Origin of the sequence: Bradyrhizobium quebecense (genome assembly GCF_013373795.3) — a bacterium.
GTDB lineage: Bacteria > Pseudomonadota > Alphaproteobacteria > Rhizobiales > Xanthobacteraceae > Bradyrhizobium > Bradyrhizobium quebecense.
The window spans coordinates 1,838,035-1,850,512 of the sequence record NZ_CP088022.1 but is presented as its reverse complement, the minus strand read 5'-3'; the positions used below and the strand labels follow the sequence as shown (position 1 = coordinate 1,850,512).

Here is a 12,478-nt window from a genome sequence, read left to right as displayed (position 1 = left end):
TTGGCGTGTCCAGGTCCGCCGCAAGAACCGCTATGTGGCGGAGACCTTCCGTCGCCGCAAGGATGGCGAGGAATGGGCGCCCGACATTGAGCGCAATATCGATCGCTGCGGGTCACCCAGGCCCCGAGCCGCTGTAAGGGCCAAAACCTTCGGCGACATCATCGATCTTCATATCGAATTCGACAATCTCGAAGCCGGTCGTCCTCCCCGCCGATCCAAGGCGGCTGTCCTGGAGGCTCTGAAGGAGGACCTCGGAACCGTAAAGCTTCCCCGTCTCGACCGTGAGAGGTTGATCGAATACGGCAGGAAACGCGCGAAGGAAGGTGCCGGCCCAGCTACCCTTGCAATCGATATGTCGTTCATCAGAACCATCGCAACGCATGCAGCAGCTGTTCACGGCATCGAAATTTCTGCCGAAGAGGTGCGCTTCGCACGTTTCGCGTTGAAGCATTTAGGTCTCGTCGGAAAGTCCGATGAGCGAGATCGGCGTCCCACTCAAGATGAGCTCGACGAGCTCATCGAATATTTCGAGAGCAATCCGCGACAGGTCATCCCGATGGGTGGCGTTTCTCGGGTAAATGATCGTCGCGTCCTCAATGGCATCTACTGGGTCTTGCGATCGGGAGCCCCCTGGCGTGACCTGCCGGAGGCGTTTGGCCCATACACGACTTACTACAACCGTTTCGTCCGCTGGCGACGGGCCGGTGTCTGGGGCCGCATCCTAGACGCACTTGCCTCTGCTCCTGACGCCGCTGTCCAGATGATCGATACCTCCATTGTCCGCGTGCATCAGCATGGAGCCTGCATCACAAAGAACCAGCGCCAATTGTTGGGAAGGTCACGCGGCGGCTTGACGAGTAAAATTCATGCGGTGGTCGATAGCAATGGTCTGCCGGTACGGCTGGCGCTGAGCCCCGGTGAGGCCCACGACGTTCGGCTTGCCGGAAGGCTACTGTCTCGCCTGCGTCGAGCGCGGCCATGAGATGGTCAGCCACGGCTACCGCTGAATCAATTATTGCGACGTCGACGAACCGACCGAGCGCGAACACATTCGCAAGGCCGTTGACACGCTCGCGCAATTGACCGGTCAACGACCGCTTGGCTGGATGACGGGCCGCCCAGCCCCCAACACGCGCGGGCTGATCGCGGAGGAAGGTGGCTTTCTCTACGACCGGGACTCTCTCGGCGATGAGCTGCCCTACTGGGTGGCGAGCGCGCAAAGACCGCATCTCGTCATTCCCTACTCATACGAGGCCAACGATAATCGCTTCAATGAGAATTCCGGTTTTTCGACAGGAGAGCAATTCTTCACCTATGTGCAAGACGCATTCGATCTGTTGTATTCTGAAGGTGCCGCCGGTTCGCCGAAGCTCTTGTCGATCGGACTCCATGGGGCGTCCTGGCCGGGCGGGCGGCCTCATTAAGCTGCTCGAGCACATGACGAGCTTTGAGGGTGTCTGGTTCTGTCGCGGCATTGACATCGCGCAGCATTGGCGCGCGACCTTTCCGCCGAAGACGTGATCTTCCAGAACGATCGCAACAATCATCATCTCAATCCGCGCGTCCTTCAGAGGCTCGCGTTACGCCAGCGGACTTATCCAAATCCGTTACGGAGCTGCGCCCGCCGCTATAGCGTTTCGAGCGAAGTGGAGACCGCCTGACGCAGGCGCCGCGCCGGTTGTTTCTGGTGCAAGCGGTTGACGCAGGCTCTAAACCAAACCCTGGCCGTAGACGAACGGCTGCCCGAACGTCAGTCGCGCGGCAGTGCCGCCATGGCGTCCTTCAACCCAACTCCGCTGACACCTGTTCTCAGCATATCCGACACAAGCGACGCCACGCCATCAGCTGCGCTGTCGATGGCAAGCCCGCCGATGCGGACGTTGGATATGCAGTTTCGTCTTGAATCGGGCGTGCCCGGCCGCGGCGAGCAGGTCATATAGACCCCGAGGCTGTCGGCCGCCGAAAGGCCGGGCCGTTCGCCGATAATCACGATCGAGATCCTCGCACCGACGATCTCGGCGATGGGATCGGCGAGCGCGACCCGCGCCTGCGACGCCAGAACCAGAGGAGCAATGGAAAGCTGCCGTGCTGAAAGGCGCTCGACGACGGCTCGCGTCAACGGCCGCGCGTTTGTATCGATCGCGCTGGCGGACAATCCGTCCGCAATAACGATGAGGATGTCATGGTTCGAACGGATAGCGGCGAGGCGCTCCGCCGCCTGCAACGAGAGTTTTCGGCCGAGGTCCGGACGACGGACATAGGTGGCGCGGTCTGGAGCCTGGCTTTCGACCTCGACAATTCCCAGCTCCAGATCCGCCAGGCCGGCCCCGACCGGGAGCCAATTGACGTCGGACCAGACGGCCTGCCGTGCCCGCGCATGATCGAGGAGGAAAGTCTGCGCCGCGCGTGTCGGCAGCCCCGCACCGAACCGGCCGAGACGTACCCGGGCCTGGGTCATCTTCCGGAGATCGAGCGCCGCTGCCGGCTTTCGATCGAGTTCGTCCTTCATGTCATGCTCCGAGCGGCCGGGCATTCGCCATATGGTTCACGAGCCGCGGGGGCGCCTCCAGAAGCCGGCCGCCGCTGTCGGTCAGCCCGATGTCGAAGAGCCATCGCTCGAACTCCGGCGCCGGCGGTCGTTTAAGGATTTCGCGACAATAGACCGCATCGTGATGCGCGAGCGACTGGTAGTTCAGCATCACGTCGTCGGCGCCGGGAACAGTAATGACGAAATTGACATTGGCCGCACAGAGTAGCGTTAGTAGCGCGTCCATGTCCTCCTGGTCGGCATCAGCATGGTTGGTGTAGCAGACGTCCACCCCCATCGGTAAGCCGAGCAGTTTGCCGCAGAAATGATCCTCGAGGCCGGCGCGGATGATCTGCTTGCCATTGAACAGATACTCCGGACCAATGAAGCCGACAACGGTGTTGACGAGCAGCGGGCTGAACTCGCGCGCAACGGCATAGGCACGGGCTTCCATGGTCTGCTGATCGACGCCAAAATTCGCCTCGGCCGAAAGAGCTGCCCCCTGCCCGGTCTCGAAATACATCAGGTTGGCGTCGGCTGCGCTGCGACCGAGGCCCCGTACGGCCTCATGGGCTTCCCTCAGGATCGATAGACTAACGCCGAATCCCTCATTTGCCTTCTGCGACCCCGCAATCGACTGAAACACGAGATCCACGGGCGCATTGGCCGCGATGGCCTTCAGCGCCGTTGTCACGTGGCCCAGGCAGCATGTTTGTGTCGGAATGGAGAGGCACGCGCGCAGTTCATCCAGCAGCGAAACGATACGGAGATAGTCTTCCACACTATCGGTCGCCGGATTGACACCGATCACGGCGTCGCCCGATCCCATGAGGAGGCCATCGATTGCCGAGGCGACGATGCCGTAGGAATCATCCGTCGGATGGTTGGGCTGATTGCGGGTCGATAGCCGTCCCTTGAGCCCGATCGTCGACCGGAAGCGCGTTACCACCTCGCGCTTGGACGCCACTGAAATCAGGTCCTGCAGCCGCATGATCTTCGAGACCCCGGCCACCATCTCTGGCGTCAAACCGGGCGTCACGGCCTCGAGCTGCCGCTGAGTCGTCTCAGGCTTGAGCAGCCACTCGCGGAATTCGCCGACGGTCAGCGATGAGACGATCGCGAAGGCCGCGGGATCATGGCGTTGCATGATGAGGCGCGTGACCTCGTCCGTCTCGGAGGGGATGACTTCCTCCCCTACAAAGGTCTTGAGCGGGAGGTCTGCAAGCGCCATCTGCGCGGCGAGCCGCTCGACCGGACCGTTCGCCGCGATGCCGGCAAGCTGATCACCGGACCGTTCGGGCGTGGCCTTGGCCAGGAGATCTCTGAGGTCGGCGAAACCATGGACCGTCCCGTCGATGGTCATCTTGTACGGCATGATCTCTACCCGCGGATCAGAGCCAGCGCTTCGGCATGAAGCTTCGGCGTGGCAGCTGCCAGCACATGTCCTTCCGAACGAATCGTGAGTGGACGTCCCGCCCAATCCGTCATGCAGCCTCCGGCGCCCTCCACGATCGGAATCAGCGCCATGTAGTCGTGCGGCTGGAGTCCGGTCTCGAGAACGATGTCGCAGTGTCCCGATGCGAGCAGACCGTAGACGTAACAATCTCCACCAAAACGGCGCAATCTAGCGGCTTTCGAAATCCGCTCGAACGCCTCTGCGTCTGCGCCCGTGAACATATCGGGCGACGTCGTGTAGAAGCGCGCATCCGCAATGCGCTCGCACGTGCTGGTGCGCGCCAATCTACTGCCGAACAGCGCCAGACCCGGCTTCCCTGTCCACCGCTCCCCTGTGAAGGGAACGTCGATCAGGCCGCAGAACGGCTGCTCCTCATAGGTCAGCGCGATCAGCGTACCGAACAGCGGAAAGCCGGTGATGAAGCTCTTGGTGCCGTCGATGGGATCGACGATCCAGGTGAAGGCGCCGCCCGGCTTGCCCCCGATCTCCTCACCGATGATACCATGTTCCGGAAAACGCTCCTCGATCCGCTCCCTGAGACGCAGCTCGACGGTACGATCGGCAATCGTCACCGGGCTGTCATCGGATTTGGAAACGACATCCAGCGGCGTACGAAAATAAGACAGCACGACCGGCCTGACCAAATCCGCGAGCTCGGCCGCAAAGGACAGATAGGCATCGGCATCATCGGCCACGACGGCGGGGTAACCCATCATAGCGCCTTCAAGAACAGCGGCCAACGCGGATCATTGATGATGGAACGGGCCCGCATGTGCTTCCATATGCCGTATTTGTAGAAGTCGAAATCCAGCGTCGAGATGCGATTCTGCACCATCGCCCAGGTGCTCCACTTGATATCGGCGAGCGCCTTGTGGACGATGAATCGCGCATGTCGCTGCTTGCTATAGGAGCCGAAATACTCCTCGATGATTTCCTGTTCGATATCCTCGGAGAAGAAGTGCTCGCCGCTCCAGATCGCGAGATCGTAAAGCCTCTCATTGTTCGACGCATATTCGAAATCGATTAGCTTGATCGAGCTGTCTTCTCCAACGAGGAAATTCCCGGGCATGGGATCGTTGAAGCAGGGCACGAGATCGAGTCCGGCCGCTTCAAGCGCCGCGCGGGCCTGCGCGTACTGACGGTGCAGCCAGACGTGGTCTTCCGGCCAGTGGCCGCCGACCTGTCTCACCTGCTCATAATGCTCGTCGATCATGTCGAACACGGTCTTCGTCAGCGGAAGCGGCTCTCCCTCGTGAAAGCGGCGGTACATGCTGACGACGTTGGTCCGAAACAGCGGATCGACGAAATCGCGATGGGTCGAAGCTCTGCGATCATCCAGGAACTCGGATACTTCGATGTCCAGGTGACCGAGATAGTCGAAGGTCCGGGGCCCGACCGCCATGATCTCCGCCTGCTTGCTTGCGGCCCGCGCCGCGCGACGATCTATGAACATCTCGGTGCCACGTCCGGGTATCTTGACGAAATATCCGACCGGGTCGCCTTCGACCGCGACACGAAAATTGGTATTGCTGATGCCGCCCGCTACTGGCGTGTAAGTCAGGCGAAATCCCTTCCAGGCCTCGACCTGAACGATAGCCGCCTCCAGCGCCCGCTCGGCATCGGACCGGCCTGCTCCCAGCTCCATCATCACACTGTCCCACCTACGCTAGAGAGATCGTACGCGTTCTTCGAAACTGGGATGCCCCAACAACATCCGGCAACGCAGGAAGCGCCACGATGCATATTTCAGGAATTCCACGCCCTGGAGGGGCGAACGTACATCCTGCAGCAGGCTTCGGAGCGCCCAGTACAGATCGTCGGCGGCCGCATAGAGCCGGCATCGGCTGAAAGCCTTTTCGCTGAACTGGCCATCGTGCATTTCCAGAAGCGGCTTCATCTGGCTCTCGAACAGATAAAGCTCGTTCATCTGAACACCCAGTTGATAATAGGGGTCGATGTCGCCGGCCATGTCGAAGTCGACCAGCATCATCGCATCGTTCAGACCGAGCATCACGTTGGAGCACTGCGGGTCGCCATGCGCCGGTTTCAGCTCGACACCGGCGGCAGAAATCGCCTCCCGGATGGAGGTCATCCAGGCCAACATCCAGTCCACGTCTCCGGGAAGCACGGCGCTTGACGTCGCGACCAGCGGCCAAAGCCGATCAATGCCGTCGAAAACCGACCAGGACCGTCCTAGAGGTTCTCCTGCGGCGATCGTCTTCTGCATGTCGACGAGCCGGACGACCGCAGCTCCCTGCATCAGATCATCGATCTTCGCCGTACGCCAGCCATCGCCGAGACGCGAAAACAGCACGGCCCTCTCGGCCGGGGCACGCGCGACCGGGGCGGGCGACAGGCCCAAGCCGTGAAGGCGTTGTGCCGCCACAAAGGCCACCTCGTCATCGACCAGTTCGGCGACCTCGTCGTTCGCAAGCCGAAGAAGGAGACTTGCGCCATTGCCGCCGAGCGCGATGTTGAATGTGGTGGATTCGACCGCGTGGTAGGACGGCGACGCCACCGGGAACGCGGACAATTCATACAGCGCCCTGTTCGCGTCGATGATCGGCATGTTGCCGATTGCGCGCTCGGCGCGCTTCTCCGCCGCCGTCCCCGGACGACCAAGCCTCTTCATGCCGCATCCTCGCTTGCTGGCAGTCCCTCGCAGGCCATCGCGTAAAGCATGTCGGCCAGAACCTGCGTCCCCAAGGCCTGGTCCGCTGCACTCGTGAACTCGGTCGGGTGATGAATGACGCCGTCACGGGAACGGACCGCCAGGACGATCGAGGGACAGACGGCGGACAGCGCCACGGCGTCATGGCCGCCGATCGTATCGAGATGTCGCGCCGTTTCGCCGAAATTTCCGGCCGTGCGTTCCGCAAGCGAGATCAGCGCCTTCGCAAATCGGCCGGCCTTGCGACGATCGATTGCTCGCACCTCGAATGTCACTCCGGCCTTCTCCGCCACAGCCTCAATTCCCAACTTCATCTTCCGTTCGGCCGCCGCGAGGATCTCGGGTGACCCCGAACGCAACTCGATGAAGAGAACGGCCTCGGACGGAACCGTGTTGGGCGAATTTGGAAACACCTCCAAGCGGCCGACCGACGTATGCAGATCGAGACCGTGCTCGCCGGCGATCTGATTCAGATCCGCAATGAGATAGGCAGCACCGAGCAGTGCGTCCTTGCGCTCCGCCATCGGGGTCGGCCCCGTATGGGCCTGCCGGCCGAGGAAGGCGAGACGATATTTGGTCGCGCCCCAGAAACGGGTGAAGATTCCGAACTTCTCATTGGCTTCGTACAGCGCCTTGTCGCCTTCGATGTGAAGCTCGATCAGTGCGCTCGGCCTCGCCACGCTGTCCTTGCCGGCATAACCGATCCGCGACAGGGCTTCGCGCACGCTCACGCCATCGCCATCTTTGCGGTCGAGTGCCCATTCGAGCTCGAGAGCCCCGGCGAACACGCAACTTCCCAACAAGCTCGGCTGGAAACGTGCGCCCTCCTCGTTGGTCCAGTTCACCACCTGGAAGTTGCAGAGCGGCAGCTTGTTCTCGGCTTTCAGCCTTTCCGACACGGCAAGCACCGCCTCGCAGGCCGAGACGACGCCGAGCGCGCCGTCGAAGCGACCGCCATTGGGTTGGCTGTCGATGTGAGATCCGACCATGACCACCGGCGCGTTGGCGCCGGCGAGTGACAGGCTCCCGAACTGATTGCCGATGCCATCGACCGCCTGGGCGAATCCGTTCCGGGCAAACCACCGGCCGAGCCAATCGCGGGCCGCACCGTCCTCCTTCGAGAGGGCCAAGCGCGTCATGGATCCGTCGGGGCCGCCGCCGAACGACGAAAGCTGGTCCATCATCGCCTGAAGGCAGGACGGGTTGATGGGAGCGCGCGCGGAGTTGATGTCAGGCATAGATGATTTCCACGTGAGACTTGAGGAATTGCTCGGAAAAGTTCTTGGTCAAGCTGCCTCCCGTGACCACGCCATGCACGTCTTGCAGGCCAAACGTGTGGATCGAGCCGAGGCGGCCGAACTTGGAGCTGTCCGCGAGGATGACCGAACGTTTTGCCTGCGCACGCGCGAGGCGGCGAATGATCGCCTCGTCCTCGCCATAGTCCATGAAGCCGCGCTCGGCATGAACCGCGCTGATCGCGATAAGGGCCAGATCGAAGAAATGCTCCTTCATCGCCGCCACCGTCTCGGGACCGAACGTCGCCTGATAATCGGGTCGCAGCCGCCCGCCCAGCACGCGAACGCTCGGCGTCGGCGCGTAATAAAAGTGGGCGGCGACCGCCAGCGAATTGCTCACGATCGTGAGGTCCCTGCGCGTCTCGAGATGCTTCAGGCATGCAAGGGCCGTTGTTCCCTCGTCGATGAATATCTTCATGCCGTCCTTGACCAGGGCTGCCGCCGCCTCGCCGATCCGCGCCTTCTCCCTCGCGCCGACACGCAGGCGCTCCGCGAACGGCTGATCGCTCTCCTGCCGGTCGAGCACGGCCCCGCCATAGACGCGCCGGGCAAACCCCTGCGTCTCAAGCTCCCTGAGGTCGCGCCGTATCGATTCCTGGCTGACCTTGAGCCGGTCGACGAGATCCTTGACCTGGACCCGCTGCTTCTGCCGCAACAAATCGCGGATCAGCTCGAGCCGATGCTCCGTAAAGCTCATGGACGTTCCCCGCTTGTCACGGCACTGGCGGCCGTTTCCTGGCGCGTATTCCTTCTCACGATTCGCCTCATGGGACAGTGGTGCCCACTCCACCGATGCCTCCGGACGCTGTCGGCGGCAAGACGAGATGACAGGCGGCGAAATCCTGCCGCTCACGCACCGTCAGGCTCGGTTGAAGGCGACTGCACTTGTCCACGGCCTGCGGGCAGCGCGAGCGGAAGCTGCAACCGGCGGGGATGTCCAGCGGACTCGGCGGCTCGCCCTCAAGCAGACATTCCTCCGGCCGGTAGCGACGCGGCTCCAGCGTCGGCATCGCACTCAAAAGCGCCTTGGTATAGGGATGGCCGGGGTCGAAGAACAGACGCTCATTGTCGGCGAGCTCGAAGACCTCGCCGAGATACATCACGGCGACCCGATTGCAGGCCTTCCTGACCATCGCGAGATCATGCGAGATGAAGATGTAGGTCAGGTCGTATTCCTTCTGGAGCTTCTCGAACAGATCGAGCAGCTTGAACTGCTCGGCCTGGTCGAGGGCCGACAGCGTTTCGTCCATGATCAGGATTTCCGGCTCGAGCACCAGCGCACGAGCGACGTTGATGCGCTGCCGTTGTCCCGCGCTCAACCCCAGTGGAAGCTGCTCGTAAAGTTCGGTCGGCAGGCCCACTTCTCCCATCACCTTCAGAACGCGCTCGCGGATCCTGGCCTCGTCGCGCCACCCGTGCGTCCGCAGCGGCCCCTCCAGCATCTTTCCGACCGCGGTCCGCGGCGGCAGCGAACCGAAGGGATCCTGCAGGACCATCTGGAGCTTGCCGCGGAACTCGAGTAGCGAGCGGCCCTTGAGTGTCGCGATATCCCGGCCAGCGCAGAGAATCTGCCCCGAGCTCGGCAGCTCGAGCCTGCACAGAAGCCGCATCAAGGTCGATTTTCCGCAGCCGGACTCACCCACGATCGCGAAGCTGTCACCGCGGCGGATATCGAAGGCGACGTTGCGAACGGCGCGAACGAGATTGACGCCGCCAAACCCGGTCTTCTTTCTGACCCTGTAGATCTGCGAAGCGTCGCGCAGGCTGAGAACCACTTCGCGCTGGTCGTCATGACGAGACGTCGAGACGGTTTCGCCCCATATCTTCGGAGTCTGCCGTATCAGCTCGCGCGTATAGGGATAGACAGGCCGCTCAACCAGATCATCGGTTGACTGCTCCTCGACGATGCGCCCCTCGTCCATCACGAGGATCCGCGAGCAGGCTTCGCGCGCAACCGGCAGCGAGGATGAGACGAACAGGACGGCGGTGTCGAAAGTCGTCGTCAATTCCTTCATCAGCCGGATTACCTGCGCCGCCACGGTGACGTCCAGCGGCTGGGTGACGTTGTCGGCGACCAGGAGCGCGGGGTTGGTCACGAGGGCATCGACGATCAGCGCGCGCTGCATCATGCCGCCCGAGAACTGTGCGGGATAATCATGAAAGCGATTTCGCGCGGAAGGAATGCGCACGGCATCGAGCAGCTCGATGATACGGCGTTCGGCCGTCCGCCGCGATGTGCCCGGCACGACCGCTCGCATCTTCTCGACAATCTGGGCGCCGACCGGCAAAGTGGGATCGAGCGCCCCCATCGGATTGGCGCCGACATAGGATATGCGCTGGCGCAGAATGCGCATGTCCGCGCCGCGCAGCGCATAGATGTCGCGCCCCTCGAATAGCACCTCGCCGGCCCGCACCGTCAGCGGCGGCTCCAGCCAATTGACCACGGCCTTGGACAGGACGGTCTTGCCGGAGCCGCTGGCACCGACCACACCGACGATCTCGCGGGGCGCCAGGCTCAGTGAAACGCCATCCAGCACGGGCTTTGCCGTCGCAGCGCGGCCGGCCGCGACCGTGACATTCGTGAGTGCAAGAAGCGGTCGCGTCATCCTTCCACTCCTCCATGGACTGCATTGCGCGCTCGCTCCAGCGATGCGCCGATCAGGTTGATGCTGGTCAGCGTTAGACCTAGGAACAAACCCGGCATGGTGGCGATCCACCAGGCGTTGAGGAGGTATTTGCGTCCATCCGCGATGATGTTGCCGAATGTCGGCGTCGGCGGCTGCACCCCGAGCCCGAGAAAGCCGAGCGTCGACTCGAAGATCATCATGCGCGCCACATCCAGGACCGATGTGAACAGGACCGGCGGCAGCAGCAAGGGAAGCAGCAGGGTCAGGATGATCCGAAGGTCGGTCGAACCGCCGATCTTTGCAGCGCGTACATATTCGCGCTGTCGCTCCGTCATCACGATGCTGCGCATGATGCGCGCATAGACCGGCCAGTTGGAAACCCCAAGCACCAGGATGATCGCTGGAATTGTGGGCCTGGAGACGCCCAGGACGGAAATCGCGAGAATGATCATCGGGATCGAGAGCTGGGCATCGGTCAGCCGCATGATGACGGCGTCCGTACGCCCGCCGAAATAGCCTGCAATCGTGCCGAGCGCACACCCGATCGCCAGCATGACGATGACGGAGGCAACGCCGATCAGAAACGAGTAGCGCAGACCGACCAGTGAGCGCACCAGCATATCGCGGCCGATCTGATCGGTGCCGAGTGGATGGACCCAGCTCCAGTTGCTGCCCAGAAAGAGTGGCGGCAGAAGGCGGGCCTTGACATCCATCTTGGTCGGATCAAGGCCGCTCAATTCCGGATAGCACGCGGTCGCAAGCGCGAGCACGATGAAGATTCCGAGGCCGACGCGAAACCCCGGCGTGGAAGCCGCCCGGTCGAAGATGCGCCGGGCGACGGAGCGTTGGGCCGGTTTGCGCGCGATCGGCGCACCGGCGGCGGTAGCGACGGACATCAATATTCGAGCCTTAATATTCGAGCCTTGGATCCATGGTGGTGGCGACGAGATCGACGGCGATGTTGATCAGCACGAAAATGGCGCTGGTGACGATGGCGATCCCCTGGATCAGCGGAAAGTCGCGCTGGAGCACCGCATTGATGGTCAAGAGGCCAAGCCCCGGATAGTCGAAGATGTACTCGACAATGATCACTCCGCCGAGCAGGCTCGAGAACTGAATTCCGAGCAGATTGAGCAGCGGCACCGAGGCATTGCGGAGCGCATGGTTGGCGATGATGCGTCCGCGGCCAAGGCCCCGCACATGTCCCACCGCGACGTAGGGTTCCGTCATCTGCGCCGACACGGAGCTGACGAGCGTCCGTATCAGAACCGGCGACAGCTCGACTGCGAGCACGATCGCCGGGAGTATCGTGTACGCAAATCCGTTGTAGCCGATCGCCGGCAGCCAACCGAGCTTGACGGAGAACAACAGAGCGAGAACGATCCCCAGCCAGAAGTTGGGCAGCGAGATGAAGATCGAGGAGATGTAGAACGCGAGCTTGTCCGGCCAGCGTCCGACCGCGAGGCCGCCGGCAATTCCGACGACTGCGGAGAAGGCCAGCGCGATCACAAGCGTCACCGCTGCGAGCTGCAGCGTCATGGGCAGGGCTTCCAGGATAAGGCTGAGGACCTTCGCCCGTTCGCCGCGCGTGGTGTCGTTGAAATTCGCGCCCCCCGTCGCGGCTCCGTTGGCGGGTCGCACAAAGGACTGGCCGAGATCGCCGCGCACGACGCCCCCTATATACCGCCCGAATTGAACGACGATCGGATCGCGCAAACCCATATCGGTCGCGATCTTCTCGATCAGCGCTTCGGGTGCCATTCCGCCCGCCATCAGGCGCACCGGATCGCCTGGCACGATCCTCAGGAGCGTGAAGATCAGCAGCGAGACGAGAAATATGATCAGGACGCCCTGAGCCAGACGACGCATCAGGAAATTCAGCACGAACATGCTCAGAGCTCC

Annotated in this window: 11 protein-coding genes and 1 pseudogene; 2 read left to right on the top strand and 10 right to left on the bottom strand. The window is 62.3% G+C overall.

The annotated features are described in order from the left end of the window. Window positions 1-562: 562 nt before the first annotated feature. Together HU230_RS08555 and HU230_RS08550 are read left to right on the top strand one after the other, a co-directional pair. Window positions 563-967: pseudogene (locus tag HU230_RS08555) on the top strand (IS5 family transposase); the annotation flags it as partial. A 112-nt stretch (window positions 968-1,079) separates the two neighbouring features. After that, a complete protein-coding gene (locus HU230_RS08550; protein WP_176532052.1) occupies window positions 1,080-1,424 on the top strand; it encodes a hypothetical protein in 345 nt (114 codons plus the stop codon). Between the two features lie 326 nt (window positions 1,425-1,750). Here HU230_RS08550 and eutC read toward each other — a convergent pair whose 3' ends face one another. The 10 genes from eutC to HU230_RS08500 form a co-directional block, all read right to left on the bottom strand. Continuing rightward, window positions 1,751-2,509, bottom strand: coding sequence for an ethanolamine ammonia-lyase subunit EutC (gene eutC, locus HU230_RS08545; RefSeq protein ID WP_176532053.1), 759 nt, complete (start codon window positions 2,507-2,509; stop codon window positions 1,751-1,753). 1 nt (window position 2,510) lies between these two features. Continuing rightward, complete coding sequence (locus HU230_RS08540) at window positions 2,511-3,902, bottom strand: ethanolamine ammonia-lyase subunit EutB (protein WP_176535094.1); 1,392 nt, start codon at window positions 3,900-3,902, stop codon at window positions 2,511-2,513. Window positions 3,903-3,907: 5 nt separating this feature from the next. Further along, window positions 3,908-4,696: a histidinol-phosphatase gene (hisN, locus tag HU230_RS08535; RefSeq protein ID WP_176532054.1), complete on the bottom strand. Its 789-nt coding sequence runs from the start codon at window positions 4,694-4,696 to the stop codon at window positions 3,908-3,910. Beyond that, entirely contained in the window at window positions 4,696-5,631 is a 936-nt protein-coding gene (locus HU230_RS08530; RefSeq protein ID WP_176532055.1) for a choline/ethanolamine kinase family protein, read from the bottom strand. Before HU230_RS08530 ends, hisN begins: the two co-directional genes overlap by 1 nt. Before the next feature lie 18 nt (window positions 5,632-5,649). Next, window positions 5,650-6,615: a phosphotransferase gene (locus HU230_RS08525; RefSeq protein WP_176532056.1), complete on the bottom strand. Its 966-nt coding sequence runs from the start codon at window positions 6,613-6,615 to the stop codon at window positions 5,650-5,652. Next, entirely contained in the window at window positions 6,612-7,892 is a 1,281-nt protein-coding gene (locus tag HU230_RS08520; protein ID WP_176532057.1) for a Zn-dependent hydrolase, read from the bottom strand. Before HU230_RS08520 ends, HU230_RS08525 begins: the two co-directional genes overlap by 4 nt. Further along, window positions 7,885-8,646 carry a DeoR/GlpR family DNA-binding transcription regulator gene (locus tag HU230_RS08515; RefSeq protein WP_176532058.1) on the bottom strand — a complete coding sequence of 254 codons (762 nt, stop codon included), beginning with the start codon at window positions 8,644-8,646 and terminating at the stop codon, window positions 7,885-7,887. Before HU230_RS08515 ends, HU230_RS08520 begins: the two co-directional genes overlap by 8 nt. A 67-nt stretch (window positions 8,647-8,713) precedes the next feature. Continuing rightward, window positions 8,714-10,555, bottom strand: a complete 1,842-nt coding sequence (locus tag HU230_RS08510) for an ABC transporter ATP-binding protein (RefSeq protein ID WP_176532059.1) — start codon at window positions 10,553-10,555, stop codon at window positions 8,714-8,716. Then, window positions 10,552-11,472, bottom strand: a complete 921-nt coding sequence (locus HU230_RS08505) for an ABC transporter permease (RefSeq protein ID WP_176532060.1) — start codon at window positions 11,470-11,472, stop codon at window positions 10,552-10,554. The genes HU230_RS08510 and HU230_RS08505 overlap by 4 nt, the downstream gene beginning before the upstream one ends. 13 nt (window positions 11,473-11,485) lie before the next feature. Next, window positions 11,486-12,466 (bottom strand): ABC transporter permease, encoded by a 981-nt coding sequence (locus HU230_RS08500; protein WP_176532061.1) that lies wholly within the window; start codon window positions 12,464-12,466, stop codon window positions 11,486-11,488. Window positions 12,467-12,478: the final 12 nt, after the last annotated feature.